This is a genomic window from Mycolicibacterium mageritense (assembly GCF_010727475.1).
Lineage (GTDB): Bacteria > Actinomycetota > Actinomycetes > Mycobacteriales > Mycobacteriaceae > Mycobacterium > Mycobacterium mageritense.
On sequence record NZ_AP022567.1, the window covers coordinates 4,396,015 to 4,415,526 of the forward strand.

General features: G+C 66.3%; 22 protein-coding genes. 20 read left to right on the forward strand and 2 right to left on the reverse strand.

Features of this window, described 5'->3' with window-relative positions; all coding sequences use genetic code 11:
- The first annotated feature begins 159 nt into the window (after positions 1–159).
- The 4 genes from G6N67_RS21075 (at position 160) to modA (ending at position 3,324) form a co-directional block, all read left to right on the forward strand.
- Positions 160–1,728: a carboxylesterase/lipase family protein gene (locus tag G6N67_RS21075; protein WP_051578853.1), complete on the forward strand. Its 1,569-nt coding sequence runs from the start codon at positions 160–162 to the stop codon at positions 1,726–1,728.
- A 4-nt stretch (positions 1,729–1,732) separates the two neighbouring features.
- Complete coding sequence (locus G6N67_RS21080) at positions 1,733–2,086, forward strand: nuclear transport factor 2 family protein (RefSeq protein ID WP_036429132.1); 354 nt, start codon at positions 1,733–1,735, stop codon at positions 2,084–2,086.
- A gap of 69 nt (positions 2,087–2,155) precedes the next feature.
- A complete protein-coding gene (locus G6N67_RS21085; protein WP_036429130.1) occupies positions 2,156–2,563 on the forward strand; it encodes a TOBE domain-containing protein in 408 nt (135 codons plus the stop codon).
- Positions 2,560–3,324: a molybdate ABC transporter substrate-binding protein gene (modA, locus tag G6N67_RS21090; RefSeq protein ID WP_036429128.1), complete on the forward strand. Its 765-nt coding sequence runs from the start codon at positions 2,560–2,562 to the stop codon at positions 3,322–3,324. Before G6N67_RS21085 ends, modA begins: the two co-directional genes overlap by 4 nt.
- Positions 3,325–3,333: 9 nt before the next feature.
- Here the strand turns inward: modA and G6N67_RS21095 are convergent, their stop codons facing one another.
- Positions 3,334–3,819, reverse strand: a complete 486-nt coding sequence (locus G6N67_RS21095) for a hotdog fold domain-containing protein (RefSeq protein ID WP_036429126.1) — start codon at positions 3,817–3,819, stop codon at positions 3,334–3,336.
- A 446-nt stretch (positions 3,820–4,265) separates the two neighbouring features.
- Between G6N67_RS21095 and rpsJ the strand changes: the two genes are divergently transcribed.
- From rpsJ to G6N67_RS21175, 16 genes are all read left to right on the forward strand, one after another.
- The gene (gene rpsJ, locus G6N67_RS21100; protein ID WP_003883485.1) at positions 4,266–4,571 is read left to right on the forward strand and encodes a 30S ribosomal protein S10; all 306 of its coding nucleotides are present in this window, start codon (positions 4,266–4,268) and stop codon (positions 4,569–4,571) included.
- A gap of 14 nt (positions 4,572–4,585) precedes the next feature.
- The gene (gene rplC / locus G6N67_RS21105; RefSeq protein WP_036429124.1) at positions 4,586–5,239 is read left to right on the forward strand and encodes a 50S ribosomal protein L3; all 654 of its coding nucleotides are present in this window, start codon (positions 4,586–4,588) and stop codon (positions 5,237–5,239) included.
- Positions 5,239–5,886 (forward strand): 50S ribosomal protein L4, encoded by a 648-nt coding sequence (rplD, locus tag G6N67_RS21110; RefSeq protein WP_036429122.1) that lies wholly within the window; start codon positions 5,239–5,241, stop codon positions 5,884–5,886. The genes rplC and rplD overlap by 1 nt, the downstream gene beginning before the upstream one ends.
- On the forward strand, positions 5,886–6,188 hold the full coding sequence (gene rplW, locus G6N67_RS21115; protein WP_036429120.1) for a 50S ribosomal protein L23: 303 nt from the start codon (positions 5,886–5,888) through the stop codon (positions 6,186–6,188). Before rplD ends, rplW begins: the two co-directional genes overlap by 1 nt.
- A gap of 36 nt (positions 6,189–6,224) precedes the next feature.
- Positions 6,225–7,061, forward strand: coding sequence for a 50S ribosomal protein L2 (gene rplB, locus G6N67_RS21120; protein WP_036429118.1), 837 nt, complete (start codon positions 6,225–6,227; stop codon positions 7,059–7,061).
- 12 nt (positions 7,062–7,073) lie between these two features.
- Positions 7,074–7,355, forward strand: a complete 282-nt coding sequence (rpsS, locus tag G6N67_RS21125; RefSeq protein ID WP_003892827.1) for a 30S ribosomal protein S19 — start codon at positions 7,074–7,076, stop codon at positions 7,353–7,355.
- Entirely contained in the window at positions 7,352–7,831 is a 480-nt protein-coding gene (gene rplV, locus G6N67_RS21130) for a 50S ribosomal protein L22 (RefSeq protein WP_036429117.1), read from the forward strand. The genes rpsS and rplV overlap by 4 nt, the downstream gene beginning before the upstream one ends.
- Positions 7,831–8,658, forward strand: coding sequence for a 30S ribosomal protein S3 (rpsC, locus tag G6N67_RS21135; protein WP_036429116.1), 828 nt, complete (start codon positions 7,831–7,833; stop codon positions 8,656–8,658). Before rplV ends, rpsC begins: the two co-directional genes overlap by 1 nt.
- A 2-nt stretch (positions 8,659–8,660) precedes the next feature.
- The gene (gene rplP, locus G6N67_RS21140) at positions 8,661–9,077 is read left to right on the forward strand and encodes a 50S ribosomal protein L16 (RefSeq protein WP_036429115.1); all 417 of its coding nucleotides are present in this window, start codon (positions 8,661–8,663) and stop codon (positions 9,075–9,077) included.
- Entirely contained in the window at positions 9,077–9,310 is a 234-nt protein-coding gene (rpmC, locus tag G6N67_RS21145; protein ID WP_036429114.1) for a 50S ribosomal protein L29, read from the forward strand. The genes rplP and rpmC overlap by 1 nt, the downstream gene beginning before the upstream one ends.
- Positions 9,310–9,606, forward strand: a complete 297-nt coding sequence (gene rpsQ / locus G6N67_RS21150) for a 30S ribosomal protein S17 (protein WP_036429113.1) — start codon at positions 9,310–9,312, stop codon at positions 9,604–9,606. Before rpmC ends, rpsQ begins: the two co-directional genes overlap by 1 nt.
- 352 nt (positions 9,607–9,958) lie before the next feature.
- Positions 9,959–11,485: a hypothetical protein gene (locus tag G6N67_RS21155; protein ID WP_036429112.1), complete on the forward strand. Its 1,527-nt coding sequence runs from the start codon at positions 9,959–9,961 to the stop codon at positions 11,483–11,485.
- Between the two features lie 88 nt (positions 11,486–11,573).
- On the forward strand, positions 11,574–13,463 hold the full coding sequence (locus tag G6N67_RS21160; protein ID WP_235749814.1) for a hypothetical protein: 1,890 nt from the start codon (positions 11,574–11,576) through the stop codon (positions 13,461–13,463).
- 2 nt (positions 13,464–13,465) lie between these two features.
- Positions 13,466–14,992 carry a hypothetical protein gene (locus G6N67_RS21165; RefSeq protein ID WP_081812599.1) on the forward strand — a complete coding sequence of 509 codons (1,527 nt, stop codon included), beginning with the start codon at positions 13,466–13,468 and terminating at the stop codon, positions 14,990–14,992.
- Entirely contained in the window at positions 14,989–16,476 is a 1,488-nt protein-coding gene (locus tag G6N67_RS21170) for a glycosyltransferase (protein ID WP_036429111.1), read from the forward strand. Before G6N67_RS21165 ends, G6N67_RS21170 begins: the two co-directional genes overlap by 4 nt.
- Positions 16,473–18,161 carry a glycosyltransferase family protein gene (locus G6N67_RS21175; RefSeq protein WP_036429110.1) on the forward strand — a complete coding sequence of 563 codons (1,689 nt, stop codon included), beginning with the start codon at positions 16,473–16,475 and terminating at the stop codon, positions 18,159–18,161. The genes G6N67_RS21170 and G6N67_RS21175 overlap by 4 nt, the downstream gene beginning before the upstream one ends.
- Here G6N67_RS21175 and G6N67_RS21180 read toward each other — a convergent pair.
- Entirely contained in the window at positions 18,158–19,510 is a 1,353-nt protein-coding gene (locus G6N67_RS21180; protein WP_036429109.1) for an alpha/beta hydrolase, read from the reverse strand. The genes G6N67_RS21175 and G6N67_RS21180 overlap by 4 nt on opposite strands.
- Between the last annotated feature and the right edge of the window lie 2 nt (positions 19,511–19,512).

The following is a 19,512-nucleotide window of genomic DNA, read 5'->3' on the forward strand; positions in this document are numbered from 1 at the left end:
TCAAACTTGACGGGTGTCAATTACACCCTATGTGACTGCCGCCACTCAAGGGCCGGAATGCGGCAACGAATGCCAGTAGGCTCAGTGGTCGTGCTGCCAGCAAAGGTGAGCCGGGTCGGTCGCAACGGCGCCGCGCTTGTCACCGCGCTTGTGTTGACGATGTCGCCCGTGTCGGCCTGCGGCCGCGGCGGCAGCCAGACCTTTGCGGGCGACGCGCCTGTCGCCGATGTGCAGGGCGGTGATCCCGCGGTGGTGACCACGAGCGCGGGAACCCTGCGCGGTGTGGCGGCGCCCGATCACCGGCTGTTCGCCGGAATCCCTTACGCGGCACCGCCGGTCGGACCGCTGCGGTTTGCGGCGCCGGAACCCGCGCTCGGCTGGGTGGGGGAGCGCGACGCCACGCGTGCGGGTCCGCGCTGCATCCAGGATCCCGCCGCAGATCCGGAACGCGGCCAGAACACCTCCGAGGACTGCCTCACGCTCAACGTGTGGACGCCGCCCCGCCGTACCGATGCCGCCCTGCCGGTGATGGTGTGGATTCACGGCGGCGCATTCGTCAACGGCAGCAGCGGCATCTATGACGCGAGGTGGCTCGCGTCCCGTGGCGACATGCTCGTGGTGACGGTCAACTACCGGCTCGGCACCCTCGGCTTTCTGGCGCACCCCGGGCTCGGGCCCGCGGGCGGCGTGGGCAATTACGGGCTGTCGGATCAGCAGGCGGCTCTGCGTTGGGTTCGCGACAACATCGCCGCGTTCGGCGGAGACCCGGACGCGGTCACCGTCGCGGGCGAGTCGGCGGGCGGCATGTCGGTGTGCGATCACCTGGTCGCGCCCGGGTCGGCCGGTCTGTTCCGGGCCGCGATCGTGATGAGCGCGCCATGTCAGGCTCAGGCCGACCTGGCGACGGCACAGCGGCGCAGCATCGACTACGCGGCAGGCGCGGGGTGTCCCGATCCTGCGACCGCAGCCGCATGCCTGCGCGCGCTCCCGGTCGACAAACTTCGAAACCCCGTCTGGTACTTCAACATCGGCAGCGACGAGCTGACCGGACCGGTCACCGGGACCACCGTGCTCCCGGCCGCGCCGTTGACCGCATTCGGGGCCGGGCAGCAGGCGCACGTACCCGCGCTGTTGGGCACCACGCGCGACGAGTTCACGTTGTTCACGGCGCTGCGCTACCTGAGGCAAGGGGAGCGTTTCGCGCCCGGTGAGTACCCGGGGCTGCTGGACGAGACGTTCGGTGTGAACGCACCCGCGGTCGGGGCCAGATATCCGATAGATCGGTACGGCGGTGTGGCACAGGCGTATTCGGCTGCGGTCACCGACGGTGAGTTCGCCTGCGTTGCCGACCGGATGGCCGGCGCCCTGGGGCGGACGGACCCGGTGTACGCCTATGAGTTCAACGACCGCGGTGCGCCGGCGCCGGAAGCCATGCGCACCTTGCCGTTCCCCGTCGGAGCCAGTCATTCGCTCGAATTGCGGTACCTGTTCGATGTCGGCGGTGCACCACCACTCAACCCCGCGCAGCAGGCGCTGTCCGCGGCGATGATCGGTTACTGGAGCAGTTTCGTGCATTCCGGCAGCCCGGCGGCCGGCGGTCAGCCGGACTGGCCCGCAGTCGACGGCGCGGGCCCCTGGATGTCGTTGCAGCCGGACGGCAGCCGGATGGTATCCGGGTATCAAGACGAACATCAGTGCCCGTTCTGGGCTGGATTGAAAGGCAGGTGAGTCGATGGCCACGCCGGATCCGCAGGGATTCGCCGACGAATGGGTGCGTGCCTGGAACGCGCACGACGTGGAGGCCGTGCTCGCGCACTTCCACGACGACGTGGTCTTCAGCTCGCCGGTGGCGGCCCGCGTACTGCCCGACAGTGACGGCGTCGTGCAGGGCAAGGCCGCGCTGCGCGACTACTGGACCACGGCGCTGGCCGGTATGCCCGATCTGCGTTTCGAGATCGTCGATGTCTACCGCGGCCAGTCGACGCTCGTGATCAATTACCGCAACCAACGTGGCGGACTGGTCAACGAGGTACTGATCTTCGACGGCAACCTGGTGCGGGAAGGACACGGAACCTACCTCGGCTAGCGTATTTGTCCGCAGCTACGGATGTTCTAGCTCTTTTTCTCCGTAGATGCGGTTGTTAGGCTCGCAGGCATGCCTGACATCCGTATCCGCGACGCGGCCGCGTTGCTCGGGGTCAGTGACGACACCGTGCGCCGCTGGATCGATGACGGAGCGCTGCCGGCTCACGCCGATGCGGCGGGCCGCAAGGTGGTCGACGGTGCGGCGCTGGCCGCGTTCGCCCGCGCCCATGCCGCCGGGAACACGAATGACGTGCTCGGAATCGGGAGTTCGGCGCGCAACAGATTCACGGGTCTGGTGACCCGCGTGGTGGCCGACGAGGTGATGGCCGAGGTCGAGATGCAGTGCGGACCGTTCACCGTCGTGTCGCTCATGAGCAGCCAGTCGGCCCGTGACCTCGGGCTCGAACCGGGCAGCGTGGCCGTCGCGGTGGTCAAGGCGACCACCGTGATCGTCGAAACCCCGAAGGGACAAACATGATTCGGATGCGGTTCGGGGTTGCGGCGGTCGCCGTGCTGGCTGCGGTCGCCGGCTGCAGCTCGACGGCCGACGAGTCGGCACCGGACAACGGCGCGATCATGGTGTTCGCCGCGGCATCGCTGAAGACCGCGTTCACCGAGCTCGGTGAGCAGTTCAAGACCGACAATCCCGGTGCCTCTGTCGAGTTCTCCTTCGCGGGCTCCTCGGATCTGGTGACGCAACTGACGCAGGGGGCCGCCGCGGACGTCTTCGCGTCGGCGGACACGCGCAACATGGACAAGGCCGCCGACGCAGGCCTGCTCGACGGCGCGCCGGTCGACTTCGCGACCAACACCTTGACCATCGTGGTGGCGCCCGGAAACCCCAAGGGCATCAAGTCATTCCGCGATCTCGCGCAGTCCGGCCTCAACGTCGTGGTGTGCGCGCCGCAGGTGCCGTGCGGAGGGGCGACCGAGAAGGTCGAGAAGGCCACCGGCGTGAATCTGGCAGCCGTCAGCGAAGAATCGTCGGTCACAGATGTGCTGAACAAGGTGACCACGGGCCAGGCCGACGCAGGCGTCGTCTACGTCACCGACGCTGCCGGTGCCGGGGACAAGGTGACCGCGATCGCCTTCCCCGAGGCCGCCGAGGCCGTCAACACCTATCCGATCGCCGTGCTCAAGCAGACCGGGCACAAGGATCTCGCGCAGCGCTTCGTCGACCTCGTCACCGGTGAGGCCGGACAGAAGGTTCTCGCCAAGGAAGGGTTCGCCAAGCCCTGACGGTCCACCTCAGGCCGGCGTCACCCACGTGGTGATGTCGGCGTGCACGACCTCTTCGCCGTGCCGGTCGGTGATGCTCACCGGTACCACGATGTCGGTGCCATCGGTGATGGTCGCGAAGTCCGGCGGCGTGAGCCGTGCCGTCGCCCGCAGCGACGTGGTGGCCTTGGCCAGGTACTGCACGGTCATGGCCTTGGGGATCCAGCGATGGCTCGTGGGAACCGTCGCCTCCATCAGCATGCCCATCGCCATCTCGGCCGCGTTGCACGACGCGATCGCATGCACGGTGTGCAGGTGGTTGTAGATGAAGAACCACTTCGGCACGTCGACCTCGGCCAGCCCGGGCTCCATGCGCCGCACGTGGGGCAGCACCGACGCGAAATAGGGCACACGTGCCATGGCGGCAGCCGAGAACAGCCGGGTGCCCAGCGGCTTACCGGACAGCTGCTGCCAGGCGCGGTAGGTGGCGCTCGACGTCCCTGAAATCGCGGTCATGACCCCTATCTTACTCAGCAGTAAGATAGGGCCCGCGGCGTTAGGGTCGGCGAGCGTGGGACATATGCCCGCTTACCGCTTGTTTTACGTGCACAACGCCCACGCTCGCACCGTCGTCGGGTCGTCCGGTCGCAGATTTGGAGGACGCCCGGATCTAGGGCATACTGTTCGGGTTGCCTTGCGCCGGGTTCACACCTGGCCGGGCATACGACCGGCGCCTTAACGGGCGCATCCGGTCCCAACACCGATCACGACGGATTTTTCCAGACTGGTTGAGTGTGCGTGAGGGCGACACGCCCGACCGCGGGGGCCGGTGGACCACAGACAGGTAAACAGCGGCGGCAACACTCGGTGCGACCGCGCCGGGACAGGCCCGAACTGGATCCCATCAGGGGATCTGCACGGGGCCGGCCGATGTACGAAAGCAGGAGCGAGGTAGGAGAAGCGTGGCGGGACAAAAGATCCGCATCAGGCTCAAGGCCTACGACCACGAGGCCATTGACGCCTCGGCGCGCAAGATCGTCGAAACGGTCACCCGTACCGGCGCCAGCGTGGTTGGCCCAGTGCCGCTGCCGACCGAGAAGAACGTGTATTGCGTCATCCGGTCCCCGCACAAGTACAAGGACTCGCGGGAGCACTTCGAAATGCGCACCCACAAGCGCCTTATCGACATCCTCGACCCGACGCCGAAGACCGTTGACGCTCTCATGCGCATCGATCTGCCGGCCAGCGTCGACGTCAACATCCAGTAGGAGACCCGAGAAAAATGGCTAGAAAAGGCATTTTGGGCACCAAGCTGGGCATGACGCAGGTGTTCGACGAGAACAACAAAGTCGTCCCGGTGACGGTCGTCAAGGCCGGCCCCAATGTGGTGACCCGCATCCGTACCACCGAGCGTGACGGCTACAGCGCCGTTCAGCTGGCCTACGGCGAGATCAGCCCCCGCAAGGTCAACAAGCCGGTCGCCGGCCAGTTCGCCGCCGCGGGCGTCAACCCGCGCCGTCACCTGGCCGAGCTGCGGCTCGACGACGAGGCGGCTGCCGCCGAGTACGAGGTCGGCCAGGAGCTGACCGCCGAGATCTTCGCCGACGGTGCTTACGTCGACGTGACCGGCACCAGCAAGGGCAAGGGCTTCGCCGGCACCATGAAGCGTCACGGCTTCCGTGGCCAGGGCGCCGCCCACGGTGCGCAGGCCGTGCACCGTCGTCCCGGCTCGATCGGTGGCTGCGCCACCCCGGGCCGCGTGTTCAAGGGCACCCGGATGTCGGGTCGCATGGGTAGTGACCGCGTCACCACCCAGAACCTCAAGGTGCACAAGGTTGATGCCGAGAACGGCGTGCTGTTGATCAAGGGCGCCATCCCCGGACGTAACGGTGGACTGGTTGTCGTCCGCAGCGCAATCAAGCGAGGCGAGAAGTAATGACTTTGAAGATTGACGTTAAGACTCCGGCAGGCAAGACGGACGGTTCCGTCGAGCTGCCCGCCGCGCTGTTCGACGTTGAGCCCAACATCGCGCTGATGCACCAGGTGGTCACGGCGCAGTTGGCCGCCAAGCGTCAGGGCACGCACGCGACGAAGACCCGTGGTGAGGTCTCCGGCGGTGGCAAGAAGCCGTACCGGCAGAAGGGCACCGGCCGCGCCCGTCAGGGCTCGACCCGCGCACCGCAGTTCACCGGTGGTGGCGTCGTGCACGGCCCGCAGCCGCGCGACTACAGCCAGCGGACCCCGAAGAAGATGATCGCCGCCGCCCTGCGCGGTGCGCTGTCGGACCGGGCCCGCAACGAGCGCATCCACGCGATCACCGAGCTGATCGAAGGTCAGACCCCGTCGACCAAGAGCGCCAAGGCGTTCCTGGCGACGCTGACCGAGAACAAGAAGGTGCTCGTGGTCATCGGCCGCGCGGACGAGGTGGGCGCCAAGAGCGTTCGCAATCTGCCTGGCGTGCACGTGATCTCGCCCGATCAGCTGAACACCTACGACGTGCTCAACGCTGACGACGTGGTGTTCTCGGTCGAGGCGCTCAATGCGTACATCTCGTCCAACACGAAAGAGGAGGTGTCGGCCTGATGGCTACCGTGACCGACCCCCGCGACATCATCCTGGCCCCGGTCATCTCGGAGAAGTCGTACGGGCTGATCGAGGACAACGTGTACACGTTTGTCGTGCACCCGGATTCGAACAAGACGCAGATCAAGATCGCGATCGAGAAGATCTTCAACGTCAAGGTCGATTCGGTGAACACCGCCAACCGTCAGGGCAAGCGCAAGCGCACCCGCGCCGGTTTCGGTAAGCGCAAGAGCACCAAGCGCGCCATCGTCACGCTGGCCGCGGGTAGCAAGCCGATCGATCTGTTCGGAGCACCGGCCTGAGCCGGGAGCACCGAGGACTAGAGAGATTTAACTGATATGGGAATTCGCAAGTACAAGCCGACGACTCCGGGTCGTCGCGGTGCCAGCGTCTCCGATTTCGCCGAGATCACTCGCGACCATCCGGAGAAGTCGCTGGTTCGCCCGCTGCACGGCAGGGGCGGCCGCAACGCGCACGGTCGAATCACCACCCGGCACAAGGGCGGTGGCCACAAGCGCGCCTACCGCGTCATCGACTTCCGTCGCAATGACAAGGACGGCGTGAACGCCAAGGTCGCGCACATCGAGTACGACCCCAACCGCACCGCGAACATCGCGCTGCTGCACTTCCTGGACGGCGAGAAGCGCTACATCATCGCGCCGCAGGGCCTCAAGCAGGGCGATGTCATCGAGTCCGGTGCCAACGCCGACATCAAGCCGGGCAACAACCTGCCGCTGCGCAACATCCCCGCGGGCACCGTGATCCACGCTGTGGAGCTGCGGCCCGGTGGTGGCGCCAAGCTGGCCCGCTCGGCCGGTGTCAGCATCCAGCTGCTGGGCAAGGAAGGCACCTACGCCTCGCTGCGTATGCCGTCCGGCGAGATCCGTCGCGTCGACGTGCGCTGCCGCGCCACCGTCGGCGAGGTGGGCAACGCCGAGCAGGCCAACATCAACTGGGGCAAGGCAGGCCGGATGCGGTGGAAGGGCAAGCGCCCCACCGTTCGTGGCGTCGTGATGAACCCGGTCGACCACCCGCACGGTGGTGGTGAGGGTAAGACCTCTGGTGGCCGTCACCCGGTGAGCCCGTGGGGCAAGCCTGAGGGCCGCACCCGCAAGCCCAAGAAGGCGAGCGACAAGCTCATCGTCCGACGCCGGCGCACCGGCAAGAAGCGCTAGGAGTAAATAGCGATGCCACGCAGCCTGAAGAAGGGTCCGTTCGTCGACGACCATCTGCTCAAGAAGGTCGACGTTCAGAACGAGAAGAACACCAAGCAGGTCATCAAGACCTGGTCGCGTCGGTCGACCATCATCCCCGACTTCATCGGGCACACCTTTGCGGTACATGACGGCCGCAAGCATGTCCCGGTGTTCGTCACCGAGGCGATGGTCGGGCACAAGCTCGGCGAGTTCGCCCCGACGCGCACGTTCAAGGGTCACATCAAGGACGACCGGAAGAGCAAGCGTCGATGAGCACTGTTACCGAATACCCGTCCGCGCAAGCGAAGGCGCGCTTCGTGCGCGTCTCGGCCACCAAGGCCCGGCGCGTCATCGACCTGGTCCGCGGCAAGAGCGTCGAGGAAGCCCTCGACATCCTGCGGTGGGCACCGCAGGCCGCCAGCGAGCCGGTCGCCAAGGTGATCGCGAGCGCCGCCGCCAATGCGCAGAACAACGAGGGGCTGGACCCCGCGACCCTGGTGGTCGCCACCGTCTATGCAGATGAGGGCCCGACCGCCAAGCGCATCCGTCCGCGCGCCCAGGGGCGTGCGTTCCGGATTCGCAAGCGCACCAGCCACATCACCGTGATCGTTGAAAGCCGTCCGCCACGAAAGGGCAGCGAGAAGGGTTCCTCTGCAGCCTCGGCGCGTAGCCGTCGTGCTCAGGGCAGCAAGGCCGCATCTGCCAAGAAGACCGAGGCTTCGAGCGAAGCGAAGGGAGGCTCGCAGTAGTGGGCCAGAAGATCAATCCCCACGGCTTCCGGCTCGGTATCACCACCGAGTGGAAGTCCCGGTGGTACGCCGACAAGCAGTACAAGGATTACGTCAAGGAAGACGTCGCAATCCGTCGCCTCCTGGCCACCGGCCTGGAGCGGGCCGGCATCGCCGATGTGGAGATCGAAAGGACTCGCGACAGAGTCCGAGTTGATATCCACACCGCGCGCCCCGGCATCGTCATCGGTCGCCGCGGCACCGAGGCCGATCGGATTCGCGCCGACCTGGAGAAGCTGACCGGCAAGCAGGTGCAGCTCAACATCCTCGAGGTGAAAAACCCTGAGTCGCAGGCTCAGCTGGTCGCCCAGGGTGTTGCCGAGCAGCTCTCGAATCGTGTGGCGTTCCGCCGCGCGATGCGCAAGGCCATCCAGTCGGCGATGCGTCAGCCCAACGTGAAGGGCATCCGGGTGCAGTGCTCGGGCCGCCTCGGCGGTGCTGAGATGAGCCGCTCGGAGTTCTACCGCGAGGGCCGGGTTCCGCTGCACACGCTGCGGGCCGACATCGACTACGGCCTGTACGAGGCCAAGACCACCTTCGGCCGCATCGGCGTGAAGGTGTGGATCTACAAGGGCGACATCGTCGGTGGCAAGCGCGAGCTCGCCGCTGCCGCGCCGGCTGCAGACCGGCCGCGTCGTGAGCGTCCGTCGGGCACCCGGCCGCGTCGTAGCGGTTCGTCGGGTACCACGGCGACGAGCACCGAGGCCGGCCGTGCTGCCGAGGAGACCGCGGAGTCCGCAGTGCCGGCGACGGCTGAAGCGCCCTCCGCAGAGAACACGGAGAGCTGAACATGCTGATTCCCCGCAAGGTCAAGCACCGCAAGCAGCATCACCCTCAGCAGCGCGGCATCGCCAGCGGTGGCACGTCGGTGAGCTTCGGTGAGTACGGCATCCAGGCACTGGAGCACGCCTACATCACCAACCGGCAGATCGAGTCCGCTCGTATCGCCATCAACCGGCACATCAAGCGTGGCGGCAAGGTGTGGATCAACATCTTCCCGGACCGTCCGCTGACCAAGAAGCCCGCCGAAACCCGTATGGGTTCGGGTAAGGGTTCGCCGGAGTGGTGGGTTGCCAACGTCAAGCCGGGTCGCGTGCTCTTCGAGCTGAGCTACCCCGACGAGAAGATCGCCCGGGACGCGCTCACCCGCGCGATCCACAAGTTGCCGATCAAGGCACGCATCGTGACTCGAGAGGAGCAGTTCTGATGGCAGTGGGAACTTCGCCTGGTGAACTGCGCGAGCAGACTGACGACGAGTTGAAGGACAAGCTCCGCGAGTCCAAGGAAGAGCTGTTCAACCTGCGCTTCCAGATGGCGACCGGACAGCTCGCCAACAACCGTCGGCTGCGCACCGTGCGCCAGGAGATTGCACGGGTCTACACCGTGCTGCGTGAACGTGAGTTGGGTCTGGCGTCCGGGCCCGTTGGTGAGGATTCGTAATGGCAGAGACTAAGGGCCCCAAGCACACGCCGGCCACCGAGAAGCCCCGTGGCCGTCGCAAGACCGCCATCGGCTACGTGGTCAGCGACAAGATGCAGAAGACCATCGTGGTCGAGCTGGAAGATCGCAAGAGCCACCCGCTCTACGGCAAGATCATCCGGACCACCAAGAAGGTCAAGGCGCACGACGAGAACGGCGATGCCGGTATCGGCGACCGCGTCTCGCTGATGGAGACCCGGCCGCTGTCGGCCACCAAGCGGTGGCGGCTGGTCGAGATCCTGGAACGCGCCAAGTAATTTCTCTGCGCGAGTCACCTTCTCGCGCGAGCAGACGCAAATGTCCCCCAAAACTCCGGTTTTGGGGGACATTCGTGTCTGCTAGGCACAGAATTCGCCGGTAACACGTCAATGCGCAGAAAAGCCGACTGCGGCCCGCTGTCCGTCGGCGCCATGTCATTTTGCTGAATTCGCAGTACTGGGCACGGTTTTGTCCAGCTTCTCAATTCGGGTTTGCCCGTCGCTTTGGCTGTCATAGCATCGCGCCCATGCGAGCGGGGAAATGGTGTGCAATTGAAGCGCATTGGGCCTGCATCGGCCGAAACTGCTTATTTACGTACTCGTTAGCTCGGGCGCCACTTTCCCGACGCCGATGACCGCGACGTCGGCGTCCAAATCCTTGGCGGACCGGGCCCGTCCCGCGACGGTCCTCGCGCGGTACTACGACATTCATCCCGGTTATCGGTTGGCGATTCGGTGGTTTCTGATCATCGGTCTGACGGCGTTCGCGTTCCACGACAGCTTCGGCAGTCTGGTCACGACCACCAGGGAAGGCGGCATCGGCGGCTACGTCTGGGTGGTGCCGGTGTCGGCCGCCATGGTGGCCGTTGGCGTCTCCCGCCGGAACCGCACCGAGCTGCCCATCCACGATCGGCAGACCGACATCATCGTCGGCATCATGTGTCTGGGCTTGGCCCTGATGATCCAGGCCGCGCTGCTGGACCGGTACGCACTGTACTTTCACCTTTTGCGGCTCGACCTGGTCGCGGCGTGGCTTTTCGTGTTGTGTTGCTGCATCGTGCTGTTCGGCCTTCGCCCCGTGCTGCGCTTCGCCTGGGTGTGGGCGCTGTTCGCGCTGGGGTTCTCGTTGCCGTATTACCTGACCGTCGTCGTGCTGGGCGGTGGGAAGTTCGCGGCCGGTGCCGCAACGCTTCTGGTCGCCGCGGTCGGCACGGGTATCGGCGTCGGCCGCACCTTTCGTCGCGGGTTGGCGGGATCGCTGGCCGCGTGGGCGTTCGGATTCGCGGTGCTCGTGACCATCAGCGTGGTCCGCCCGGCAGCCCCGTTGCTGGTGTATCAGCAAGTACCTGCGTTGTCGGCGATATGTGTGGTCAACGTTGCGATGTATCTGTTGTCCCGCCGGGGTGTCCCGAAGCGCTGGCTCGACCGCAAGGTGGAACCGCTTGCCGCCAGGCAGGTCTGGGCGGCCGTGCCGCTCGTGGCCGTGGTTGCGCTCGCACTGTCGTTGTGTGCGTTGCCGACTCAGGTGACGACCGCGCCGATAAGCCGGACGAGCCCGGACGTGCTGTCGCCCGCGCAGCCACTGGTCGCGCCGCCGGGATGGTCGACGACGGCACGCGAGAACCACAGCGAGGTCCACCGGCTCTACGGCGACGACGCCGTGCTGGTGCGCCAGTACATGCGTGCGGATTCCGGGAACCCGCGCTGGGACAAGCTCGCCAGGCCTCGCACCGTCGTGGTGGACAGCATCGTCAGTCAACGCCCCTTCACGTTCGGCGTGTATCCGGCGCGGGTGGTCTACGGACTGACCGGCGCACGGCTCAGTCAGCTGCGCCCGGTCGACCTCGGCAACGGTGTACACGGTCAGATGCTGTCGGTGGTGGACGATGACCTGCTCGTCACCTGGAATTCACTGCAATTCGCGTGGGGTGACAGGGAGCTGGCGCAACGCGTGACGGTATTTGCCGTCGACAACCATGAACCCGACGCACCGTTCCCGCACCCCTCGGAGAACATCGCATCCACCTTGCGGACCCTGATCACATTGTTGTTCCGCGGCAATGCAGTTCTCGACGAGCGGACGCCCACGTTCAAAGACGAAGAACTCCTCGCCCAATTCGGGCGAGGTCTGGTGGCCGCGCAGTTTCCACGGCCATAACGATTTCTGTGAACTCGGCCGAATGCGCAACGCCCGGCTTAGGCTGCCTCGTGTGACTGCACGGATATTGCCGCTGTTAGCCGCTGCGATGGTCGTTGCCGGAACTGTTGTGCCAGGTGTCGCGCAGGCAGCACCCGAAGATGGCGATTCGCTGACCAATTCGCCGACATTGAGCCTACGGACGCTGGGCACTGATCCGGATGTCGCCCTCTACGGTGTCGAGGGTGTGCAGACCGTGACGTTTCCCGTGCAACCCGGACTCACTCCGGCCGAGCTGCTCGCGACCGTGTTGTTACCGGTCAACGCCCGTGGCGGAACCCTTGAGGTCACGCAGGACGACCGCGCGCTGACGCGGGTGCCGCTGCCGCCGGACCAGGGCCCGATATCGATTCCCCTGACCGGAGCGCGCGTGGTCGACAATGCCGTCTCGGTGTTGCTGCGCAGTTATCTGACCATGCCGGAAGGTTACTGCGTGTACGACCCGACGAATCCGCTGCGCCTCGTCGACACGTCGGTCCGCTACACGGGCCGGGAACTTCCACCCACGACCATCGCCGACTTCCTGCCCCCGGTGCTGCAGAAGCTCACCGTGTTCGTGCCGCCCGAGCCGTCGAAGGCCGAATCCGATGCCGCGCTTCGACTCGTCACGGCGACAGTGGCGCGGTACGGCCTGCAGCGCACCGCTGTCGACCTGGTACCGACCGACGGCGGACCGGTACCGCCTCCGGCTCCGCTGGAACGCCAGATCGTGGTGCGGGAGGGGCAGGCGCCCGGACTGAGCCTGCAGGGGCCCAATGCCGTACCCGCTCTGCTGATTTCGGGCTCGTCCGGAGAGCTGACCAACCAGGCGCGGTTGCTCACCAGCGACCTCTCGAAACTCGCGGTGAGTTCGAAGGCCGTCGTCGGACCGTTGTCGGCGAGCCCGCAGTTGCCGGGTGACCTGACCACGATCCGCCAGCTCGGTCAGCCCGGCGTCAACGCCACCGCGCTGGTCAATCCGCGGGTGACGGTTCCGCTCGACCAGACCAGGCTCGGCCGTTCCGTTCACGGCGTCCGCGTGCATCTGCAGGGTTCATACACGCCGTTGCCCGCGAGCGTCGCCGGGCAGGTCGTTGTCAGCATCGGGGGCCAGACGATCGACCGCTGGGCAACCGAGCCCGATGGACGCATCGACCGCTGGGTCGACGTTCCGGATCGCCTGCTGCAGCGGTACACGAACTTGGACGTCGCGGTGAACGCCGCGGGAAACACGGGGCGCTGCGGCGAGTTTCAACCCATCACGTTGACGATCGACGGTGAAACACCGGTGGAGAGCAAGCTGGCCAATCCGCCTGTGCCGCCGGGGTTCCAGGCCTTACCCCAGGCGTTGATGCCGCGCATGGAGGTCGGGATCGACGAGGGCTTCGCGAACCTGCGCAGGGCCGCGCTGATCCTCACCGGTCTGCAACGCCTGAGTGCGCGTCCGTTCGACACCGTCGTGGTGCCGCGCCCAGACGCCATCACGTCGTCGAACCCGGCACTGGTGGTGAGCCCGGACGGTTGGGACGAGGATGCAGTCACGCTGCCGGTCTCGGTCGATTCCCAGAACGTGATCACGGTCGACAATGTCGACAGCAGCGGCAATTCCAGCACACTCACGCTCGATCCCAAGGTCGGGTTCGGCTCGCTGCAGACGCTCTACTCAGGCGGCCGCAGCCTCCTGGTCGCCACGTCGACCAACTCACCCCAGGAACTCGACCGCCTGCTCGCGTGGCTGAACACCGACACCGCGCGGTGGTCGGCGCTCACGGGTGACGTGTTGATCGCGGTGGGGGATCGCGCCCCCATACAGGTGAACACGCAGACGGCGGCATCGGAGCCGGCGGCGGCCGGCACCGACCGGAAGGCGCTGTATGCGGGCGTCGGCATTGCGGCGGTGGTTCTGGCGGCCGTCGGCGCCGGCGCGCTCGCGTGGCGCAAGCGGCGGTCGCGGAGCTGACCGTGACCACGACCGCCGAACCCGACGCGGGGCCGTGGGAATCACTGCAGACGTGGTGGTTCGGTCTGAATCCCACCGTCCGGTTGGTGTCGCGATGGCTGCTCATCGCGGTGCTGACGGTCGTCGCGTTCCGGGAGAGCTTGCTCAACCTGATCCAGACCACACTCGCGGGTGGCTTGATCGGATATGTCTGGATGGTGCCGATCGCGGCCGTGCTCGCTGCCCTCGGGGTGAACTTCCGGCGCCGGACCGAATTGCCCATCCACGATCGCCAGACCGACATCATCGTCGGTGTCATCGGGTTCGGTCTCGCGCTCATGGTGCAGGGCGTCCTGCTCAAGCGCTATTCGGAGTTCTTCCACCTGATGCGACTGGATCTGCTGGCGCTGTGGCTTTTCATGCTCAGCAGCAGCCTCGTGTTGTTCGGGGTGCGCCCGGTGGCCCGCTTCGGCTGGGTTTGGGTGCTGCTCTCGCTCATCTCCGCATTGCCCTACCAGGTGGTGGTCATCGCTCTCGGCGGCGGCAAGGTCGCCGCCGGGACGGGGACTCTGCTGATCGCCGCCGCGGCGACCGCGATAGCGGTGGGACGTACGCGCAAACGCGCGGTGTTCGGTGCGGCCGGTGCGTTCGTCTTCGGTTCGGTCTTCCTGGTCCTGCTGAAATGGGTCGCGCCCGACGCCGCGGTCCTTGCGTACCAGATGATTCCGTCGCTCACCGCGATCGTCGCGGTGGGAGTCGCGGCCTTCCTCTACACGCGCCGGGGTCAGCCGAAGAAGATCCTCGACCGAAAGGTCGAGCCGCTTGCGGCCAAGCAGATCTGGTCGGCGATCCCGCTGGTGGTGGTCGTCGCGGTCGCATTGGCGTTCATGCCGTTGCCGCGGCAGCAGAGCGCCACCGAGATAAGCCGCTCCGCGCCATACGATCTCGCACCGGGAAAGCGGCTGGCAGCACCGCCCGGCTGGACACCCACGGGTGAGCAGACCTATTCCGGCGTCGCGCGCTACTACGGCGACGACGCGCTGCTGGTGCGGCAACGGATGACCGCCGACGTCGGCGACCGACGGTTCGACAAGCTGTCCGCGCCACGAACACTCATGGTGGACAGCATCGTCAGCGAACTGCCGTTCTCGTTCGACGCCTATCCCGGTCAAGTGCTCTACGACACCACCGGCACCCGGCTCAGCGCGCCTCGCGTGGTGGACCTGGGCCACGGGGTACGCGGAAAGCTCTTCTCCGCGATCGACGACCGCCTGCTGGTCACGTGGGACGTGCTCCGGTTCGCGTGGGGCGACAAGGACCAGGACCAGATCGTCGACATCTTTGCCGTCGACAACCATTTGCCGGACGCGCCGTTTCCCGATCCGCAGCGTGGTCTCGTATCGACCCTCCGCAACCTGTTGACGGTCCTGTTCCGGGGAAATTCGGTACTGGTGCAACGACAGCCGACGTTCAAGGACGCCGAACTGCTCACCGAGTTCGGCCAGGCGATCGTGGCCGAGCAGTTCGAACAGGCCGGGGGTGGGCAATGAGGTACCGCGAGACGTTCGATCCCGAGACCCTGACTGACGGTGAGCGCGACTACGCGTTGCACCGTGCCATCAACGGTCTGCGCGAGGACGATCCGGTGCATTCTGCGTCCACCCCGCTGCTCGGCTGGCAGAAGCCCGTGCTGTGGGCATTGTTGGCCATCGTGGTGGCGTTCGGCGTCTGGCGCCCGATGCAGACCGCCGTCGTGCTCATCGGATTGTGCACACTCGCTTACCTGTTGACGTTGGGTGACCGGGTGCTGATCTTCAAACGCGGGCTCGCGTCGCGGCCCATCGTGATCGCTGACGAGGTGGCGCGGGCGATACCGGATGACGAACTGCCGCCGTACACCATCCTGGTGCCGGCATACAACGAGCCGGAAGTGGTCGCCGACCTCATCGGCGCGATGGATGCCCTGGAGTATCCGCGGGACAAGCTGCAGGTGCTGCTGTTGCTCGAGGCGGACGACCAGGTGACGATCGACGCTGCCGAGGCGTGCGGCGAATCCGACGTCATCACAATCCTGTTGGTACCGCCCGCCGAGCCGCGCACCAAGCCCAAAGCGTGCAACTACGGTCTGCACTTCGCCACCGGCGAGATCGTCACGATCTTCGATGCCGAGGATCTGCCCGAGCCGTTGCAGCTCCGGCGCGTCGTGGCGGCCTTCCGGCAGTTGCCCGACAACGTCGCGTGCGTGCAGGCCAAGCTCGTCTACCACAACGGTCACCAGAACCTGCTGACCGCGTGGTTCACGGCCGAGTATGCGTTGTGGTTCGGCTACCTGCTGCCGGGCATGATGGTCAGTACGTCGCCGATCCCGTTGGGCGGCACCTCGAATCACCTGCGCCGCGACATCTTGCGGAAGATCGGTGCGTGGGATCCGTTCAACGTCACCGAAGACGCCGACCTCGGTCTGCGCATCGCCTCGAACGGATACCGCACGGCCGTCATCGACTCATTCACGCTGGAGGAGGCCAACAGCGATGTGATCAACTGGATTCGGCAGCGATCCCGGTGGTACAAGGGTTACCTGCAGACCTGGCTGGTCCACATCCGTGAACCGCTCAAGCTGTATCGCACACTCGGTCTGCGCAGCTTCATCCGGTTCACCCTCGTGCTCGCCGGCACCCCCATCATCGCGGTGCTGAACCTGCTGTTCTGGTTCATCACGGTGCTGTGGTTCCTCGGCCAGCCCGCGGTCGTCGGTGAGGTGTTCCCCGTGCTGATCTACTTCCCGGCGCTCATCGCGATGGTCATCGGAAACTTCACGGTGATGTACATGAACATGGTTGCCCTGCGTGAGGACGATCGTTCGGATCTGCTGCTGGCGGCGCTGAGCGTGCCGCTGTTCTGGGTCATGATGAGCGTGGCCGCGGCCAAGGGCTGCTATCAGATGATCCGGCAACCGTCGTTCTGGGAGAAGACATTTCACGGCCTGGCGGCTCGGCCCGACGGCACGGCGACAGAAGATGCGGCCGCAGCGTGACGACGCGCGTGCTCGGAGGCCCGGACCGCCGGCTCAAGATCACGATCTTCTTCGCCTGCCTGGTGCTCTACCTCGCGGTGGGGTACTGGCTGCAGGTCCACCACGGGTTCATCATGGGCGACACCCTGTCGCGCGTCGCGGCCACGCAGTCCGTGTTGTTCAGCCGCGACCCGCACCTGGCCGCACTGGGCTTCATCTTCACGCCCGTTGCGGCGATGGTGCAGATCCCGGCCATCGCGCTCAGCACGCTGTGGTCGGACATCGCCGCGCGTGCGTTCTCCGGCACGATCATGTCGGCGGCGTTCATGGCGGGAGCCGCGGTGCAGATCCTGAGCATGGGCACCGATCGTGGCCTGCCGCGGGCATATTCGCTGACCATCACATTGTTGTTCGCGCTCAACCCGATGATCGTGTTCTACGGGTCCAACGGGATGAGTGAGGCACCGTTCATCTTCTTCATGTCCTGGGCGGTGCGCCGGCTCATCATGTGGATGGTCGACGACGACGTTCACCATCTGGTCACCGCGGGCGGCATCGCGATGGGCCTGGCCTACCTGACTCGCTACGACGCGGCCGCCTGCATCGGCGCGGCAGGCATCCTGGTGGGCGTCACCACGTACGTGCGGGCGACACCGGCGCCCCGGTTGCGGCGCGCAATTCTGGATCTGTTGATCGTCAGCGGCCCCGGTGCGCTGGCGTTCCTGGGCTGGGCCGCCGCGGGGTGGCTCATCACGGGAGAAGCCTTCGCGCAGTTCACATCGCAGTACGGCAACACCGCGATCCTCGAACAATCAGGCCAGACCGCACCCGATTTCGCGCACGGAGTGCAATTCGCCGTGGTCTGCATCATGCTGCTGGCCCCGACGATGCTGCCGCTGGTGCTGTGGGTGGTCATGCAACGATGGGGGCGGCCCAACTGGCAGGTGCTGCTGGTGCCGTTGGCGTTGTTCGGCGCGGTGCTCGTGTTCCAGACCTACAGCTATGCGGCGGGATCGACGTTTCCGTTCCTGCGGTTCTTCATCATCGCGATCCCGTTGACGGCGTGCCTGGCGATGCTCGCCGTACCTGACGGCGTGTTGGTGGCGCCCACCCGCCGCGGCCGGTATGCACCGCCGGCCACCGTCGCCCAGCCGCGACACCATCGTTCGGCGGCTCGCTATGCGGCCGTGGCCGCCACCGTCGCGATAGGAATCCCCGTGACGATCGTGGGCATGGCTCAGCCCGACTACGCTCCGCAGGAGTACGGATTGGGCGCTGTGCTGAAACCTGATCCGTACAACGTGACCGAACGCAAGGCCACCGAACACCGGATCGCCCGGACCTTCGGCACCGAACGCCGGATCGCAGGCTATCTCGAATCGCTTGACCTTCCGGACAGTTCGGTGATCACGGACACGGTGTACGGCTTCGGCATTCTGGCCGCGTCGAGCCGGCCGCGAGTCTTCGTCATCCCGTCCGATCCGGACTTTACCGAGTTGCTCAACGATCCCACCGCCAACGGCATCCGGTACCTGCTCGCGGTGCCGCCGATTGGCCGCGGCACGTCCGATGCGCTCAATCTGCGATACCCCACGTTGTACGACACCGGCGCGGACGTTGCGACCCTGGAGCTCGAGATTCCCAACGACGGTGACGGTCAGCCCGACTGGCGGCTGTACCGGGTCAACGAGCGGGTCGACGGCTAGTCGCCCGGCATCGGCAGCTGCTCGACACCCGGCGTGCCTAGTTGGCCTGCGAGCCATGGCAATGCGTCTGCGAACCCCGCACCTGCTGCCGGAAAGGTATGCGAGCCTGGATAGCTGACGACGGAGCATTCCGCGTTGTGAGCACTCAGCAGCAGACACAACTTGTTGGCATTGGCTGCGTGCTCTTCGGAGTACTGGTCCCACTCCGATATGGCGGCGGGGTCGGTGAGTGGTTTACCGGCGGCCCGGTGGACCGTCGGTGTCTGTTCGGAAACACCCAACCAGGCCGACGTGTTGTCGTAGCGGCCGTGTTTCTCGATGATCGTCCGCGGGTCGAACGCGGCCCACGCGGCGGCGTCGCCGCCGAACAACCGGGCGATGGTCTGCTCCCTGGTGCCGCTGTTCGGGCCGAGCTGGCCGTCGAGTGCGACGAAAGCACTGAACAACTCGGGGTTTCGCACGGCCAGCATCGATGCGCACGTGCCGCCCGACGACCACCCGACCAGGCCCCAGTTGGCCGGGTCCGGACTCACGCCGAAGTGCGAGACCACATACGGGCGGACGTCTTGCGTGAGGTGGTCGGCGGCGTTGCCGCGCGGACCGTTGACGCATTCGGTGTCGTTGTCGAACGTCCCGGTCGAGTCGGGGAACACCACGACGGGCGTGGTCCCGTGGTGGAATGCGGCGAACTCGTCGAGAGTTTTGCGGGCGCCGCCGGATTCGGGCCAGTCGGAGGGGTGGCTGAACTCCGCGCCGATGGCCATGATCGCAGGCAGTCGCGGCGGGGGATCGGACCGGAACCAGGCGGGCGGCAGGTACACGAGCTCGCGCCGATGACCGAACCCTGAAGCGTCCCTGGGCGTCTCGATCCACACCATGGTGCCGCGGGTGGGCTGCGCACCGCTCTGGCGCATCGCCGTCAAGGCGTCTTCGTCGATCCATTGCGGCGGTTCGGATCCGGTGGCACGCTGCCACAGGGCGTGCACCGTGGGGAAGTACCCGGTCGAGATGTTGAGCTCGGCCAACGAGCACAGCACCGCGAGCACGACGGCCAGCGCGGACACGATCCGGCGCCACCACAGGCCGCCGCGCCACGCGAGCACCATGACCGCGGCCGCGAATCCCGTGACGACGACCCACACCACGGTGCTCACCGACGCGGCCTTCTCCGACCAGCCCTGGTAACGGACGAAAACGCGGACAGCAACCGCGAACAGCACACCGGTCAGCAGCGCGATGGTCAGCCACCGTACCCACGGCACGCCCGGTCTGCGCCCGACGCCGACCACGAGCGCGACGAGTGCGAGCACTTGCAGCGTGACGGGGATCCAGCCGCTAGTGAGTGACATGG